The sequence below is a fragment of the Acrocarpospora phusangensis genome (genome assembly GCF_016862995.1).
GTDB classification, from domain to species: domain Bacteria; phylum Actinomycetota; class Actinomycetes; order Streptosporangiales; family Streptosporangiaceae; genus Acrocarpospora; species Acrocarpospora phusangensis.
Map to the genome: position 1 here is coordinate 40,454 of NZ_BOOA01000056.1, position 16,485 is coordinate 56,938.

Annotated in this window: 12 protein-coding genes; 6 read left to right on the forward strand and 6 right to left on the reverse strand. The window is 69.5% G+C overall.

All coding sequences use genetic code 11. From position 1 onward, the window contains the following. Positions 1 to 42: 42 nt before the first annotated feature. Positions 43 to 1,182 carry a non-hydrolyzing UDP-N-acetylglucosamine 2-epimerase gene (wecB, locus tag Aph01nite_RS28735; protein WP_239162055.1) on the reverse strand — a complete coding sequence of 380 codons (1,140 nt, stop codon included), beginning with the start codon at positions 1,180 to 1,182 and terminating at the stop codon, positions 43 to 45. Positions 1,183 to 1,319: 137 nt separating this feature from the next. On the opposite strand from wecB, the gene Aph01nite_RS28740 reads away from it, so the two are divergent. The 5 genes from Aph01nite_RS28740 to Aph01nite_RS28760 all read left to right on the forward strand — a co-directional run bounded on the left by Aph01nite_RS28740 (position 1,320) and on the right by Aph01nite_RS28760 (position 7,964). Continuing rightward, positions 1,320 to 2,903 carry a glycosyltransferase family 4 protein gene (locus tag Aph01nite_RS28740; protein ID WP_239162056.1) on the forward strand — a complete coding sequence of 528 codons (1,584 nt, stop codon included), beginning with the start codon at positions 1,320 to 1,322 and terminating at the stop codon, positions 2,901 to 2,903. 102 nt (positions 2,904 to 3,005) lie between these two features. After that, the gene (locus Aph01nite_RS28745; protein WP_204044140.1) at positions 3,006 to 4,268 is read left to right on the forward strand and encodes a nucleotide sugar dehydrogenase; all 1,263 of its coding nucleotides are present in this window, start codon (positions 3,006 to 3,008) and stop codon (positions 4,266 to 4,268) included. A 13-nt stretch (positions 4,269 to 4,281) separates the two neighbouring features. Further along, entirely contained in the window at positions 4,282 to 5,370 is a 1,089-nt protein-coding gene (locus Aph01nite_RS28750; protein ID WP_204044141.1) for a glycosyltransferase, read from the forward strand. 42 nt (positions 5,371 to 5,412) lie between these two features. Further along, positions 5,413 to 7,239, forward strand: coding sequence for a DUF4434 domain-containing protein (locus Aph01nite_RS28755; protein WP_239162057.1), 1,827 nt, complete (start codon positions 5,413 to 5,415; stop codon positions 7,237 to 7,239). 68 nt (positions 7,240 to 7,307) lie between these two features. Then, the gene (locus tag Aph01nite_RS28760) at positions 7,308 to 7,964 is read left to right on the forward strand and encodes an NUDIX hydrolase (RefSeq protein ID WP_204044142.1); all 657 of its coding nucleotides are present in this window, start codon (positions 7,308 to 7,310) and stop codon (positions 7,962 to 7,964) included. Between the two features lie 391 nt (positions 7,965 to 8,355). Here the strand turns inward: Aph01nite_RS28760 and Aph01nite_RS28765 are convergent, their stop codons facing one another. Beyond that, on the reverse strand, positions 8,356 to 11,487 hold the full coding sequence (locus tag Aph01nite_RS28765; protein ID WP_204044143.1) for an AfsR/SARP family transcriptional regulator: 3,132 nt from the start codon (positions 11,485 to 11,487) through the stop codon (positions 8,356 to 8,358). A 233-nt stretch (positions 11,488 to 11,720) separates the two neighbouring features. Here Aph01nite_RS28765 and Aph01nite_RS28770 point away from each other — a divergent pair, with 233 nt between their 5' ends. Beyond that, positions 11,721 to 12,365, forward strand: coding sequence for a polysaccharide deacetylase family protein (locus tag Aph01nite_RS28770; RefSeq protein WP_204044144.1), 645 nt, complete (start codon positions 11,721 to 11,723; stop codon positions 12,363 to 12,365). Between the two features lie 3 nt (positions 12,366 to 12,368). Here Aph01nite_RS28770 and Aph01nite_RS28775 read toward each other — a convergent pair whose 3' ends face one another. From Aph01nite_RS28775 to Aph01nite_RS28790, 4 genes are all read right to left on the reverse strand, one after another. Continuing rightward, positions 12,369 to 13,466 (reverse strand): acyltransferase family protein, encoded by a 1,098-nt coding sequence (locus Aph01nite_RS28775; RefSeq protein ID WP_204044145.1) that lies wholly within the window; start codon positions 13,464 to 13,466, stop codon positions 12,369 to 12,371. Between the two features lie 99 nt (positions 13,467 to 13,565). Further along, entirely contained in the window at positions 13,566 to 14,345 is a 780-nt protein-coding gene (locus Aph01nite_RS28780) for a phosphoribosyltransferase (protein WP_204044146.1), read from the reverse strand. Next, a complete protein-coding gene (locus Aph01nite_RS28785) occupies positions 14,342 to 15,253 on the reverse strand; it encodes a DNA-processing protein DprA (RefSeq protein WP_204044147.1) in 912 nt (303 codons plus the stop codon). Before Aph01nite_RS28785 ends, Aph01nite_RS28780 begins: the two co-directional genes overlap by 4 nt. 468 nt (positions 15,254 to 15,721) lie before the next feature. Next, the gene (locus Aph01nite_RS28790) at positions 15,722 to 16,375 is read right to left on the reverse strand and encodes a M15 family metallopeptidase (RefSeq protein ID WP_204044148.1); all 654 of its coding nucleotides are present in this window, start codon (positions 16,373 to 16,375) and stop codon (positions 15,722 to 15,724) included. Between the last annotated feature and the right edge of the window lie 110 nt (positions 16,376 to 16,485).

A 16,485-nucleotide genomic window follows, 5' to 3' on the forward strand; every position in this document is an offset into this window, starting at 1 on the left:
TGCTACGGCCGAAGCCGTGGTCATTTGGGGGTTTTGTACGACTTAGCCCACTGTTCCCCTGGCGGCCGGAGAAAGGTTCTCACCGCGCAACCACGCTGCGACCACGCGCGCGATCCGCAGGCCGGACTTGCCGTCCCAGAGCGGCGGCAGCTCCTCGCTCGGCGTCGCGGCGCCCTCGGCCAGCGCCACCGCGGCGGCGGCCGGCAGCTGCGCCGGGGTCACCAGCCGGTTGGTCCCGTGGGTGACGGTGATCGGCCGCTCGGTGTTCGGCCGGATCGTCAGGCAGGGCACGCCCAGCATGGTCGTCTCCTCCTGCACGCCGCCGGAGTCGGTCAGCACCAGCGCCGCCCCCCGGACCAGGGACAGGAACTCCACGTAGCCGAGCGGCTCGACGATCTTCAGGTTGGGTCCGTCCACCAGGCCGGCCTCGGCCAGGCGCTGCCGGCCGCGCGGGTGCAGCGGCACGACCACCGGCAGCTGCTCGGCCACCCCGAGCACGGCGTCCACCAGCTCCTTGGCAGAGGCGGGATCGTCCACGTTCGCGGGGCGGTGCAACGTTCCCACCGCGTACCGGCCGGAGAGTCCGAGCCGTTCCTGGACGGGGGCGGGGTCCAGCTTCGGCAGCGCCGAGAAAAGGCTGTCGATCATCGGGTTGCCGACCAGGTGCGCCTTGCCGGCGGGCACGCCCTCGTGCGCCAGGTGGGAGAGCGCGTCCGGCGAGGTGCAGAACAGGATGTCGGCCAGCGCGTCCACGACGATGCGGTTGACCTCCTCCGGCATGCCCCGGTCGAAGGAGCGCAGGCCCGCCTCCACGTGCGCGGTCGGCACGCCGAGCTTGGCGCAGACCAGGATCGCGGCCAGCGTGGAGTTCACGTCGCCGTAGACGATCACCAGGCCGGGCTGCTCGCGCAGCACGACCTCCTCCAGGCCGGTCAGCAGCGCGGCGGTCTGCTGCGCGTGCGAGCCGGAGCCGACGGCCAGGTTGGCGAGCGGCTCGGGCAGGTTCAGGTCGACGAAGAAGACATCGGACATGAGGGCGTCGTAGTGCTGCCCGGTGTGGATGATGCCCTGCCGCACCCCCAGCTCGGCCAGACCGGATACGACTGGCGCGGCCTTCACGAAGTTGGGCCGGGCGCCCAGAACGTGCAGGACGAGCGTGTCGCTAAGCCGTGAATCCCTCAATGACCTTGCCTTTCTTCTGGGACTGGGGCAAACGTTGCCTATGGTACGGTCACGCCGTGGTAAGCGAGCCCAATAAGCCAACGAAGGTGTCTGCGAAGACGGCGAGGGCCGGGGTCGGCGGACTTTTGCGGGGTTTTGTGAAGAATCCCGTCATCGTGTCGCGCGTCGTGGTGGGCAAGGTCAAGTCGGATCCCATGCGCGTGGCCCAGGCCGCCGCCGACGCGATGCCCGCCCGGATGCGCCCGCTGGTGGGCCGGGTGGCCTGGCCGGTCGCCCGGTACGCGCGCGTCACGATCCGGAAGATCGTCCGCCGGATGGCCGACGGACCGCTCGAAGCGGCCAAGGTGCACTGGGAGGCCGGGCGGATCAGCAAGGCCGTCGAGGTGCTGCGACCGCACACCCGCTGGCCGTTCATCCGCCGCAGGATCGCCTACTACGAGGGCGAACTGGCCGCGATCGGCAAGGACCCGATCCCGCCCAAGGCCAAGGTCATCATGGGTGACCGGGTGCCGGGCCGGGTGCTGCACATGGTGACCAACGCGCTGCCGTACACGCAGGCGGGGTACACGGTGCGGACGCACCGGATCGTCACCGCGCAGAAGGCGGCGGGGCTCGATCCGCACGTGGTGACCAGCTGGGGCTGGCCCATGCTCCAGGGCCACACCGACGCCACGCCGTACGAGGAGATCGACGAGATCCCCTACCGGCGGCTGCTGCCCAGCGGCGAGGTGCCGTTCGAGAGCCGCGGCCGGATGATCCGCGGCGCCGCGGACGTGACCGAACTGGTCCGGCAACTGCGCCCGCAGGTCCTGCACGCCGCCACCGACCACCGCAACGGCTCGGTGGCCCTGGCCGTGCGGGAGCGTACGAACACCCCGTTCGTCTACGAGGTGCGCGGCTTCCTGGAGGAGACCTGGACCTCCCGGGACCCCAAGCGCATCGGCAGCGAGCGCCACCTGCTCCAGAAGGAGCGGGAGGCGCACATCATGCGCTCCGCGGACGCGGTGGTCACCCTCGCCGAGACCATGGTCACCGAGATCGTCGACCGCGGCGTGCCCCGCGATCGCATCTACCTGGCCCCCAACGCGGTGGACGACAGCCTGCTCACCGCCTCCTACGACGGCCACTCCCTGCGCCGCGAGTACGGCATCCGCGACGACGAGATCGTGGTCGGCTCGGTGTCCAGCATCGTCGCGTACGAGGGCTTCGCCACCCTGCTGAGCGCCGCCGCGCTGCTGAAGGCCCAGGGCGCGCCGGTCCGGGTGCTCATCGTCGGCGACGGCGCCGAGCGGCCCGCGCTGCTCCAGCAGGTGGACAAGCTCGGCATCGGCGACGTCTGCCTGCTGCCGGGCCGGGTCGGCCCCGAGGAGGCCCTCCAGGCCCAGGCGGCCATCGACATCTTCGTCTGCCCCCGGGACGATCTGCGCGTCTGCCGGCTGGTGACCCCGCTCAAGCCGGTCGAGGCGATGGCGCTGGGCAAGCCGGTCGTGCTGAGCGACCTGCCGGCCCTGGCTGAGCTGGTCGGATCCGACGGCGCCGGGTTGCTGGTGAAGCCGGAGAGCCCGGAGGAACTGGCCAAGGCCATCGCCGAGCTGAGGGACGACCCGGAGCGCCGCCGCAAGATGGGCGAGGCCGGACGGGCAGAAGTTGCCGCGAAAAGGACATGGAGCAGCCTCGCAAAGACCTATCGTGAAATTTACGAATCGATCGCCAGCAAGTGAGTTCCACCGAAGACGCCGGATGTGGTGCATCAGGCATCCTTGGTGCCGAGTTGAGATAGCCTTTGCGACCATGAAGTGTTGTTCCCGCTCCCAGGTCTCATCGTGACCCGCTTCGATCTAACGATCATTGGATTGGGCTACGTGGGCATGCCGCTGGCCAAGGAGGCCACCGCGGCCGGCTTGACCGTTGCCGGGCTCGACGTGGACCCCGCCAAAGTGGACGCGCTCAACGCTGGCAGGTCGTACATCGACGACCTGACCGACGCGGACCTCGACGCCATGCTCGGCAACGGCTTCACGGCCACGCTGGACCCGTCGGTGCTCGCCGAGTCGTCGACGATCGTGATCTGCGTGCCGACGCCGCTGGATGAGGACCACCGCCCGGACCTGTCCGCCGTCGAGGGGGCCACCGCGACCGTGGCCGCGCAGCTGCGGCCGGGCACGCTGGTGGTCCTGGAGTCGACCACCTGGCCGGGCACCACCGACGAGGTGGCGCGGCCGATCCTGGAGAAGTCGGGCCTGGTCGCCGGGACCGACTTCCACCTGGCGTTCTCGCCGGAGCGGATCGACCCGGGCAACACCAAGTACGGGCTGCGCAACACGCCCAAGGTGGTCGGCGGCTTCACCCCCGCCTGCCGCGAGCGGGCCGAGACCTTCTACTCGCAGTTCATCGAGCGGGTCGTGCCGGTCAGCGGCACCCGCGAGGCCGAGATGGCCAAGCTGCTGGAGAACACCTACCGGCACGTCAACATCGCGCTCGTGAACGAGATGGCGATCTTCTGCGACGAGCTCGGGGTGAACCTCTGGGAGGCCATCGAGGCGGCGGCCACCAAGCCCTTCGGGTTCCAGAAGTTCCTGCCGGGTCCCGGTGTGGGCGGGCACTGCATCCCGGTGGACCCGTCGTACCTGTCGTACACGGTGCGCAAGCTCGGGTACCCGTTCCGGTTCGTGGAGCTGGCGCAGGAGATCAACGAGCGCATGCCGTCGTACGTGGTGGCGCGGGTGCAGCGGTTGCTGAACCGGCACCGCAAGCCGGTCAACGGGTCGAAGGTGCTGCTGCTCGGCGTGACGTACAAGCCGGACATCGCGGACGAGCGGGAGACGCCGGCGATACCGGTCGCGGAGGCGCTGCTCGAACTCGGCGCCGAGCTCACGTTCTGCGATCCGCACGTGCGCCAGTGGTCGGTGGAGGGCCGGCCGATCCCGCGCCAGGAGGACCTGGCCGAGGCCATCGTGGCCGCGGACGTGACGGTGCTGCTTCAGCAGCACGCCGCGTTCGACCTGGACCTGATCGAGCGCCAGGGCAGCCTCGTGCTCGACACTCGTGGCGTGCTCGCCACGAGCGAACGCGTCGAGCGGCTGTAGGGAGGCCTGACGCGTGCACGTGCTCGTCATGACGGTGGTGCATCACCCCGAGGACGCCCGGATCCTGCACCGGCAGATCCGGGCTCTCGTCGACGCCGGTCATGAGGTCACGTACGCGGCGCCGTACACGGCGCGCGGAGTCGTCCCCCGGTCCTGGGTGACCGGCGTCGATCTGCCCAGGGCGGCGGAGCGGCGCAGGGTCACGGCCGTACGGGCCGCCCGGCGGTTGTTCAAGAGCATGCGCGGCAAGGTCGACCTGTGCCTGATTCACGACCCGGAACTGCTCTTCGCGGTGGCCGGCGTGCGCAACCGGCCGCCGGTCGTCTGGGACGTGCACGAGGACACCCCGGCCACTCTGTCGCTGAAGCCGTGGCTGCCCGCGTTCCTGCGGCCCCCGACCCGCTTCCTGGCCCGCCTCCTGGAGGGTACGGCGGAGCGCCACCTGCACCTGCTGCTGGCCGAGACCGCGTACGCGGGCCGGTTCCGGCAGGCCCACCTGGTCGTCCCGAACGAGACCTGGGTGCCCGACAACGTCAGCGCCCCCGGCGACGACCGCGTCGTCTACCTGGGCTGGCTGTCGGAGGCGCGCGGCGTGCGCGAGGCCGTCGAGGTGGCCCGCCTGCTGCGCCCGCACCGCGTGGCCGTCGAACTCATCGGGTACGCAGACCCGCAGACTCGCCCGGTGCTCGCCCACGCGGTCGAGGAGGGCGTGCTGGAGTGGCGCGACTTCATGCCCAACGACGAGGCGCTCAAGCGGCTGGACGGCGCGCTGGCAGGCCTCTCGCTGCTGCACGACGAGCCCAACTACCGGCACTCCATGCCCACCAAGATCGTGGAGTACATGGCCCACGGCATACCGGTGATCACGACGCCGTCGCCGCGGGCGGTCGAGCTGGTGGAGCGTTACCAGAGCGGCATGGTCGTGCCCTGGCAGGATCCGCAGGCGGTCGCCAAGGCGGTGCTGTCGCTGCGGGACAACACCGAGGAGCGCCGGGGTGCGGGCGCGCGTGGCTACGCCGCCGCCCGAGCCAACCACCACTGGCCGAACTCCGCGCGCCGCTTCGTCGCCCAGCTCGAAGCGTGGGCGGGCGTCAGGCCATAGAGTCCGTACAAGCCTTAGTCATATAAGCCGAATACTTCAGGGGTGACGGTTTTGCGCTGGCTGGCTCTGATCTTGGGGGTGGCGATTCTCGGCGGGGTCGCGTCCGTCGTGCTCGCACTCAACGAGCCCGGCTCCCGTACCGCGAACGTGGGTAACAGCGCGCCGTCCTCGCCCAAGCCGAGTGAGTCGGTGAAGTCGAACGAGTTCACCGATCCGTGTGGAACGTTCGACACCAATGTGACGACTCCGTACTCCATCACGGGCTACTGGATCGTGCCGACCGCCGACCGCTGCAACTGGCGGCGGCAGTTAGAGGCGATCCACCACGTGGGCGGGGACACGGTGGTCCGGCTGGGCTTCGGACTCTCGCCCCGGCAGCTCGACCCCGAGGGCCAGGTCCTCGACCAGGTCACCGCCGAGGGCAAGGACCCGCTCCCCGACAAGCGGTACGCCGTCTGCGTCGAGAACGGCGTCCCCTGCGCCAAGGCCGCCGAGAACGACCTCAAGGCCGCCAACCCCGACAACCGCGTCAGCTGGAACTTCGTCTACCGCACCGACGAGCAGTACGGGAATGGCGTGTTCCGCTGCCCGGCCATGGAACGCAAGATCGTCGTCGGCGAGAAGGTGTTCTACCGCCTGATCGCCTCCGAGGACGGCTCCGACGACGCCACCTGCGACTTCACCTCCAAGGGCCGCGCTTACCACGTCATCATCGTGTCCGCCGGCACCACCGACAGCCTCACCGAACTGCTCGACCTGGGCGACCGGTTCGGCATCCAGGTCTTCCCCGCGCTGCCGCTCGCCCCGCGCGACCCCACCGGCACGACCAGGGCCAACCCCCGGCACGTGGGCACGCTCACCACGCTGACCCGGCGCATCCTCCAGGACTACGGCGACCGGCACGCCAACCGCAAGTCGCTCGGCGGGGTGTACCAGCCGTTCGAATTACAGATCCGGGACTGGGCCGAGCCGGAGAACGTGCCGACGCTGCAGGTGTACGCCGAGCAGCACCGCATCGTGGAGCAGGAACTGCCCGGCAAGCCCATCCTGGTGAGTCCGTACCTGGACGCGCGCAAGCGCGTGGCGTACACCTCCACCCCGAAGCAGGTGGCGAGCGGGTTCAAGGCGCTGGCCAGGACCGGGGTCGGGATCATCGCCCCGCAGGACAGCCGGGGCACCGGCAAGGTCGGCCTGTTCTGGCCGAACTGGAAGAACAAGCCGGTGGACGAACGGCTCAAGCCCGTCGTCGGTGAGAGCACCTACAACACCGCCTACTACGGCGGCACCCGCGACTACTACCGCGAGATGTCCGAGGCCAGGAAGGAACTCCTGGACGAGGGCGTCGAGGTGCAGCTCTGGGCCAACGTGGAGTCCTTCGAGCCGTCGGCCACCGAGCGGTGCGGCACGCAGGGGTCGCGGGGGCGTACCGACAAGCCGCGCATGGACACGGCGGTGACGCTGGCCGGGCCGTACGTGTCGAAGATCATTTCTTATATGTGGACGGACTTCTACACCTGCGGCTCGCCGTCGCTGTCGGAGGAGATCGCGCGCGACTGGGACCGGCCGGTGGCGATCCAGGCGGTACGGGAGAAGCGCCAGATCCAGGACGGCCTGGAGATCCGGGGCTACCACGTCCAGGACGCCAAGATCACCTTAAGCTGGTCCGGACTGGACACCCCCCGCGTGGTGGACGCCTCCACCGTCGGCTGGTACGACGGCACGCCGATGCCGGACCTGCCGGAGAGCGTCGGTCGCGTCTGGATCCCGGTGGACTGGGAGTCCATTCCGCAGGACACCTGGGTCCGGGTGGAGGTGACCTCGGCCGACGGGCGCAAGGCGGCCGAGCCGGTGTACTACCGCCACGAGTGACCTCCCCCCGCCTGCCGGAGGAGCGCTCTGGCTCCCTGGTGATCCACTCACCGTGTAACGTGCCTGACATGGTCCCGCGTATTCCCGTCAGCGTGGATCTCGTTGTGCTCACCGTGCGGTTTCAGCAGTTGAGTGCGCTGGTGTGGCGGCGGGATCGGCCCCCTTACGACGACCTGTGGGCGTTGTCGGGTGGGTTCATCCAGCTGGAGGAGGATCTGCCCGCCGCGGCGGCCCGGGTGCTGGCCGAACGGGCGGGGCTGCCCGGGGCTCCCGTGCACTTGGAGCAACTCCAGACGTACGGGTATCCGGATCGGGATCCGCGGCAGCGTGTGGTGAGCGTCGCCTACCTCGGGCTCGCGCCCGACCTGCCGGCCTCGACCGAGGCCCACATGAGCTGGCAGCCTGTCGCCTCGCTGACCGCCATGGCCTTCGACCACCGCCGCATCGTCCTGGACGGGATCGAACGCGCCCGCGCCAAGCTCGAGTACACCTCGCTCGGCGCCGCCTTCTGCCCCGCGGAGTTCACCGTCGCCGAACTCCGCCGCGTGTACGAAATCGTGTGGGGGCGTCCCCTCGACCCGCGCAACTTCCACCGCAAGGTCACCAAGACCGAGGGCTTCCTCATCCCCACCGGCCGCACCACCACCCGCGACGGCGGCCGGCCCGCCATGCTCTACCGCCGCGGCCCCGCCGTCCTCCTCCACCCCCCAATGCTCCGCATCTAACCGTTGTTGCCTTCGTCTCGGCTGATCGGGGTCCGTGACTTCGCACTCGCGGTGGTTCTCCCACCCCCCTTTGTTGAGTTGGCGCTCTGCCCCTCTTTCGGCGCTCGCTGGCATGCCCGGCATTGCCTGCGGTGGTTCTCCCACCCACCCCCCTTCTGCTTGCGGGCTCGGCCCGCGCCTACGGAGGTCGCTCGCCGTGTGGCGGCTCGTCCGGCACGTGCCGCGCAGCGGCGAACAGGGTGGGCGGGTGGGGACAACCACGGCCAGCGCGTGCACGGAAACCCCCACCGGAACCACTGCCGGGCAGGGTTGGTCGACCCGGCGGTGGCGAAGGGTGGGCGGGTGGGACGACCACCGCAACGGCGAAAGCGGAGCCCGGTGTCCAGCGGAGTCAGGGGTTGTCGAGAAGTTCGGTGTGTTCGCGGGAGCCGTACTTCTGGAAGATTTCCAGGGCGGTGGTGAGGGTGGATTGGGCGGTGGGGTCGGATTGGAGGGATTGGAGGCGGGCGACGTCGCGGAGGGTACGGGCGCGGAAGAGGGGGAGGTCCAGTTCGTCCCAGAGGTGGATGGACTGGTCGAAACAGGTGGCGGCTTGGGGGAGGCGGCCTTCGGCGAGGTGGAGTTCGCCGAGGGTGCGGAGGGTGAGGGCGGAGCCGAAGCGGTCGGCGGAGCGGCGGGAGACGGCGAGGGCGTTTTCGAGCTGGGCGAGCAGGCCGTCGAACTTGCCCTGGCGGAAGCGGGCTTTGGCCCAGGCCTGGACGCCGAAGGCTTCGAAGAGTTCGTCGCCGACCTCGCGGAAGATGGCCAGAGACTGGGCGGCGAGGTCTTCGGCCCGGGTGAGTTCGCCCATGGCGCGGTGGACCAGGGAGAGGCTGCGCAGGCTGAGGGCTTCGCCGCGGCGGCTGCCCGCCTTCCGGTAGGCGGCGAGGGATTCGGCGAGATCCTCCTGGGCGGGGGTGTAGTCGCCGAGTTCGAGGTGCACGGAGCCGCGTAGCCGGGTGATCTGCCCGATGGCGGCGTCGTCGCCCATGGCGAGGGCGGAGGTCCTGGCCGCGTCCAGGTAGTCGAGGGCTTCGGCGAAGCTGCCCTGCTCCCGGCAGGACGCCCCGAGCGAGGCCAGCGCGGAGGTCTCCCCCTGCGCGTCGCCGACCTCCCGGAACATGACCAGCGCCCGGACCAGGCACTCGCGGGCTTCGGCGAACCGGTCCTGGGCGTACTTGAGCTCGCCGAGTTCGGCCAGCAGGCGGGCTTCGCCGTGTTTGTTCCCGGCCCGCCGGGCGGCGGCGAGCGCGGCGTCGTGGGTGCGCGTCCATGCCTGGAGCCGGTTGTGCACCACGAAGACGGACCCGCACAGCGCGGAGGCGAGTTCCCCGGCCAGCTCGTCCAGGTCCATCGCGGCGGCCACTTCGACGCCGACGACCAGGCTGTCCTGCTCGGCCTCGAACCAGGCGCGCGGGTCGGCGAGCACCCGCGCCGCCAGCCCGGGATCGGCCTCGATGGCGTGCGGGTACTCCTCCCGCAAGTGGATCGACCCGGAGGGTGCGGCCAACGTGATCTGCTGGATCAGCCACAGCCATCGTCCGAGCACACGCCGTACCGCTCCCAGACGTTCTTCTGAGGGTTCCTCGGATTCGGCGCGTTCCCTGGCGAAGATCCGTACCAGGTCGTGGATGCGGTAGCGCAGTTCGCCGAGGCCGTCGGTGCCGGTGTGTTCGACGAGTTGGGCGTCGACGAGGCCCTCGATGAGGTCTTCGGCCTCGTGGCGGGAGAGGCCGAGGAGTGCTCCCACCGTGGCCGCACAGAAGCCCGGCAAACCGAGCAGGCCGAGGAGGCGCAGGCCGCGCTGGGCCTCGACGGGCAGCGCGCGGTAGCTGAGCTCGATGCCGGCACGCACTTCCTGGTCGCCGACGGCGAGCTCGTCCAGGCGGCGCAGCTCGCTGGTGAGCCGCTCGGCCATGAGGTCCAGCGACCAGGCACGGCGGGACATGAGTTTGGCGCCCGCGATCCTGATGGCGAGCGGCAGGTGGCCGCAGAGGGCGACGATCCGCCGCGCGGGCTCCTGCTCGCGTCCGACCCGGTCGGTGCCGACGATCCTGGTCAGCAACTCGACGCCTTCGTCCGGGCTGAGTACGGCAAGCTCGGTGAACGTGGCTCCGGCCAGCCCCGACAGCCGGTTGCGCGAAGTGATGAGGACGGCGGGACCGGGGGTTCCGGGAAGCAGCGGCCGTACCTGGCGTTCGTCGGCGGCGTCGTCGAGGACGATGAGCACGCGCCGCCCCGCGAGCAGGGACCGATAGCGGGCGGCGCGTTCCTCACGGCCGGTGGGCAGGTTGACGGGGTCGGCGCCGAGTTCGCGCAGCAGCCGGCCGAGCACCTCTTCCGGCGTGGCCGGGGCGTCGGACATGCCGCGCAGTTCCACGTGGATCTGCCCGTCGGGGAACTCCCGCGCCAACCGATGCCCGACATGCCCGGCAAGCGCGGACTTGCCGCTTCCGCCCTGCCCGGAGACGACGGCCACCGGCACCGACGAACTCCCTGTCCGCGGCACGAGCAGCTCGGCCAGGAGTTCGACCTCGTTCCGCCGTCCGGTGAAGTCCGGGGGCTCCGGCGGCAGTTGGGCCAGCACGTGGCCGGGGCGCGGAGTCTCCGCCCGCTCTTCGCCGGGGGGCACGTAGCGCAGGTCCGCAGTCCCGAGGCGGGGGTCGTGCACGCCGTACCAGACGTCTTGGGGGCCGAGTCGTGCCTCCTGGGGGCGGGTTCGCGCGGCGCCGCTCCAGCCGAGGGCGGAGTCGTCGGCGCGGAGGACGGCTTCGTGGACGGCGCGCAGTTCCGAGCCCGGTTCGATGCCGAGTTCCTCCACGAGCAGGTCGCGTCCGCGCTGGAAGACGGCCAGGGCCTCGGCCTGCATGCCCAGCCGGTAGAGGGCGATCATGAGCTGGCCGCGGAGCCGTTCCCGGGTGGGATGGTCGCCGACGAGCGAGCGGAGCTCGGCCACGATCTCGGATTCGGCGTTGCGGGCCAGATCGACGGTGACGCGCTCCTCGACGGCCGACAGGCGCATCTCCTCCAGACGGGTGGCCTCGGCGCGCAACGCCTCCCCGAGCCCCCCGAGCGCCTCACCCCGCCACAGCCCGAGCGCCGCCGAGAACAACTCGCTCGCGCCTTCCAGATCACCCGCGGCCGCCTGCCGCCGCCCATCCGCGACGAACACCTCGAACTGGGCGGAGTCCACCTCTCCCGGCCGCGTACGGACGACGTATCCCGGCGCCCGCGTCTCGATCACCTCACCGCGCCCGGCGGCGAGGAGTTCCTTGCGCAGCGCGGAGACGTACGTCTGGATGAGCGCGGGAGCGCTGCCCGGCGGCGCGGTCGGCCACAGGACGTCGATGAGCCGCTCCACGGAGACGACCCTGCCGGGCTCCAGCAGCAGAGCGGCCAGCAGCGTGCGCGGCTTCGGGCCCCCCAGGTGCAGGCTGCGCACCCCGTCCCACACCTCGACGGGCCCTAATATTCGAAACTCCACCGTCACTCCCAGCAGTGGGGACGTGAGGACAGGAACCGGCGCGGTATGGATACAACCGCACCGATGTCGCTGGATGCAAGGAAATACCGAAAAGATCGTCGAGACGACGACTTAAGTGCTCGCCGATAAGATTCGGCAGCATGTGGTTGAAGGTTAAAGATGTCAGAGTTTCCCGTACGGTCCGGACCGGCTTAGCCGCGGCGTGCGCGTCCCTGGCCCTGGCAGGGCTGATCATGCCTCCGGCGACGGCGCAGGCGGCGAAGCCGTACTGCCAGAAGTACAAGTGCATCGCGCTGACATTCGACGACGGGCCGTGGCCGTACACGCCGGAGCTGCTGGACACGCTCAAGAAGTACAAGGCCAATGCCACGTTCTTCGTACTCGGCAGGAAGGTGGCCAACCGTCCGGAGATGATGCAGCGCATGGTCAAGGAAGGGCACGAGGTCGGGAACCACACCTGGGACCACCCGAACCTGACCGAGCTCTCCGACGAGGAGATCGTCGCCGAGATCACCAGCACGCAGGAGGTGATCCACGACACCATCGGGCTGTGGCCGACCATGATGCGCCCGCCGTCGGGGGCCACGAACGCGCGGGTGGGGGCGCGGATGGCCGAACTGGGGCTGCCGCAGATCCTGTGGACCGGTTCCACGCTCGACTGGCAGGCCAGGAACAAGAAGATCATCACGGCTCGTACGCTCAAGCTGGCCAAGCGGAACGGGGTGATCCTGCTGCACGACATCGTCCCCGAGACGGTGAAGGCCATGCCGACCGTGCTGAGCACCCTCAAGAAGAAGGGCTACAAGTTCGTGACCGTCTCGACCCTGCTCGGCGACCGCAAGCTCGCGCCGGGTGAGGTCTGGCCGAAGAAGAAATGAACTTTACGTGTCGGCGCGCAGCGAGCGGGCCAGCGCGGACTTGAGCCGGGGCTGGAGCGGGACCTCGACCAGGCGGTAGACCAGCCAGGCGACCCCCAGCACGGCCACCAGCACCAGCGGCAGCGTCACCCGGTTCCCCAGAACCGGGTGCAGCCACTGGATCAGCAGGAACCCGACATGGTGGTGGAACAGGTACAGCGGGTACGTGAGCGCGCCCAGCACCGTGAACCACTTCCAGTCGACGCCCTCGAACTTGCCCAGCGCCACCAGGCTCATCACCAGGAAGATGAGCGAGACCACGCCGACCACCAGCGCGGTGCCCGCCGCCTCCCCGAACCGGGCCAGCGCGGGGGGACGCTCGCCGAGCAGCTGGATGAGGCCCATGATCCAGCCGACGACCACGAACAGCCAGGGTAGCAGCGAGCCGCCGAAGCGGTAGATCAGGAACAGCGCCATGCCCGCGATGAAGTACGGCGCGCTGAACTGCACCAGAGCCACCTTGAGCAGGCTGATGTCCAGGCGCTCGCCGACCAGGAGCAGGAACACCCACCCGGCCATGAAGCCGAGGCAGCGCCGGTACGTGATGCCCACCGCGGCGAAGCAGCCGATCATCACGTAGAAGACGAGCTCCTGCCAGAGGGTCCAGTAGACGATCTCCAGGTCGCGGATGCGCATACCGTGCTGGAACATGGTCAGATTGGCCAGGAGCTCCGGCAGCGTCGGGCGATGGTCGGTGATCCATCCGGCCAGGGCGATGCCGCCGAGGATGATGACGCTCGCCCAGTACGCGGGGTAGAGGCGGGCGATCCGCGAGGCGGCGAACTCGCCGGTGCTGCGGCCCCAGGCGCTCATGAGGATCACGAAGCCGCTGATCATGAAGAAGAGGCGGACACCGTAGACGCCGAACATGGTGACGGCGCTGAGTTCTGGGAAAGCGTTGGGAGTGCCCCAGGCGCGGGTCTCCCCGAAGTGGAACAGCACCACCGCGAGAGCCGCCACGAACCGCAACAGGTCGAGCACCCGAAGCCGCTGCTGAACAGGGGGTTCAACGGCGGCGGGTTCTCCGATGGCCGCCGAAGACGGAGGCGCCGAGATCAGCACAGGGGCGAATATATCCTGAGAAATCACTGGGAGATCAGCTATATGACCGATTCTCCGGATTGGCGGGACCCCGGGGGATTCTCCATCCTTCTGATCAGGTCAGGGCGTTGTCGGGGCAGGACATAATCCTTCGGTCCAGGGACAGATGCGAGGGTTGAAGTCGCTGGTGAGGTGGGTTCGGATGAAGTCCTGGTTGGTGCCGTACCCGGGATTGATCCAACGGGCGGCGACCATGATGGAGACCTTGCCCGCGCCGGCCGTCCGGAGCGCGAGGGCCGCGGACTGTGCGTGACCGCCTTGCGTCCAGGTGTCGTCCATGAGAAGGACATGCGAGCCCGGCGGCAGAGTGGCGGCAGCTTGGAAGTGCTCCACGCTGAGCATCCGCGGATTGGACGCCTGCTGCGCGGCTCGCAGGGGAACCTCGAGACCTCGCGCGGCGCGGGAAGCGAATCTGCGGAAGGGGTGTTCGCCCTGCTTGGCGGGAAGCGAAGGGACGAACGACCAGTGAGTGAAGGGTCGGCCCACGATTCGCTCAGCGCAGCCGGAGTGGAGGGATCCGCCTAGAAACATGAGCGCGGCCAGGACAACCTGGTGCTGCTCTTGCGGGGTCTGGCCTTTGTACAGGCGCATGAGGTATCCGGATTGAGTCCCTCCGAACACGTAGGTGAGGGCACAGACCAGGTCGGCGACACCGGGAGTTCTGCGGTGCCCCCAGCAGGGGCCGCAGAACATGGCGCCGTCGCTGGGAGTCGTACAGACGGCGCACGTCACACCGGACCGGCGTACGGGGTTGCGCAGATAGCCACCCGCCTGTGACACGAGTGCCGCAACGACCGCGTCGAGCACCTCGCGGGTCGGCGGGGCGTTCGGCGAGGTCAAGCCATGACCAGCTTGTGCAGGGTGCCGCCGGCGTCGCGGTAGATGCGGACAAGCTCGTCCACGATGGCCATGACCTCGCTGATCCCCGAGGCCACGTGGACGCCAGGGCGTCCGACGAGCGCCTGCGCCCACTGATTGCCGTTCACCACCAGGTCAGTGAGGATCACCGGTCGGCCGTGCTCGACAGCCAGCCGGGCCTGGGTTCGCGCCCCGCTCGTCTCTCCGGCCTCCACCACGACGGTGGCGATGCCGTACCCGGACATGGTGGCGTTCCGCATCAGGTACGTGTGCTTTTGCGGCGGCGCGTCCGGCCAGAACTGCGACAGCAGCAGCCCCTTCTCCGCGATCTCCTGGTGGAGGGTGCGGTTCGCGGCCGGGTACACCTTGTTGATGCCGGTCGCGATGACCCCGACGGTGCGTCCACCGGCGTCCAAGGCGGAGCGGTGCGCGGCCGTGTCGATACCGAGAGCCAGCCCCGACACGACGGTGACGCCGCGCGCGACGAGTTCCCGCGCCACATTCGTCGCGATCTTGATTCCCTGCCTGGAGGCGGCGCGGGAACCGACGACGGAGACTCCGACATCATTCGGTCGGAGGGATCCTCGATAGAACAGCACCGGCGGGGCCTGATGCACTCCGCGAAGTCTTTCCGGATAGTCGGCGTCGAGCACAGTCAGGAACTCGGTGCCCTCGCTGGTCCAGCGCGCGATCTCTTTGGCAGCGGCCTGGACAGGATGCGGGAGGCCGGGAGGGGCGATCAGCGCCGCTGGCTCAAGCCGCTCCCACACCTGGGTCGCACTACCCGTCTCCAGGACCTCGGCCGTGATCTCGGCCCAGCTCACACCCTGCGGGCGGGCGCGCAGCAGCGCGATGAGCGCAGCGCGTTCCTCAGAGCTGGTCGCCGTCATGAGCCCAGAATACGAGAGCATCCCTCCGCGCTCTACGCCCACCTCAAAAATATCGAACACCAGTTCGATTTGGTCTGATTTGTGGGCTGGGGTGGGTGTCCCACCGTGTGCCGCCGCGCGGCGGCTTGTCCAGCTGCTGCGTCCCGGTTTGACCCTTCCCGGCTTCTGGCTACGCGTCGCGGTTGCGGTGGTTGTCCCGCCCGCCCACCCTGTTTGCCGCTGCGCGGCGCTCGCCGAAGGGCGCCACGCGGCGGGGCACCACGCTAAGCGCGGCCCGAGGGCAGTCGGGGCGGGCGGAGCCCGCGAGCAATCAAGGGGTGGGTGGGTGGGAGAACTACCGCAGGCTATGCCGGGCATACCGGCGAGTGCCGGAAGAGGGGCAGAGCGCCAGCTCGACAAAGGGTGGAAGGGTGGGTGGGAGATCCCCGGTAACCCGCCGCGGAGCGGTACTACCTGGAAGGCAAGGGGTTAGGGCCATTCCAAGGGGGAGTAGAGGGCTGATTGGGCGCCGGACAGGGTTGCCCAGTAGCGGTCGCCGTAGGACCAGTGCCACCACTCGGTCGGGTAGTTGACGAGGCCGGCGGAGCTCAGGGCGGTGGCGAGGATGGTGCGGTTGGAGCGGGCGGAGGGGGAGAGGCCGGGGGCGTTGGTGTAGCAGGCGTTGGCGCTTTCTTCGGGGCTGGCGTTGACCTCGGTGCCCATCGGGAGTTCGCGCCCTTCGGAGGTGCAGAGCGTGAGGTCGATGGCGCCGCCGCAGACGTGAGGCCCGACAGCGGGTGGGGCGAGGGACCGGGAGGCTTGGACGTACAGGTGTTCTTCGGACCACTCGGGATTGGCGGCGCGCAGCTCGGCCGCGTACTCGTCGAAGTAGCGGATCTGGAGGGACAGCGGACGGTAGCCCTCGACCACCAGGAATCGGAGCCCTCCGGGCAGGCGTTTCTGCGCGGTCGCCACTCGTTCGGCTACGCCGAGGCGAATCCGGGTGTACGCCCCTTCCGCGTCGGCCAGCCGCTCGTCGATCCGCACCCCGGGTATCTCGCGCAGATCGACCAGTGGCTCGCCGCACTCCTCCACCGGCACCGCCGCGACTCTCGGGTCGGACATCAGAATGATCTCTTGCATGGTTCCGTCTCCGTAACGGGGAATAGCCGGTGAGCGTCGAGGAGTCGACGCCCACCGGCGGGGATGAGCCGGGATGGTTCGGATCTAGCAGTCAGGGATCACGACTCCGC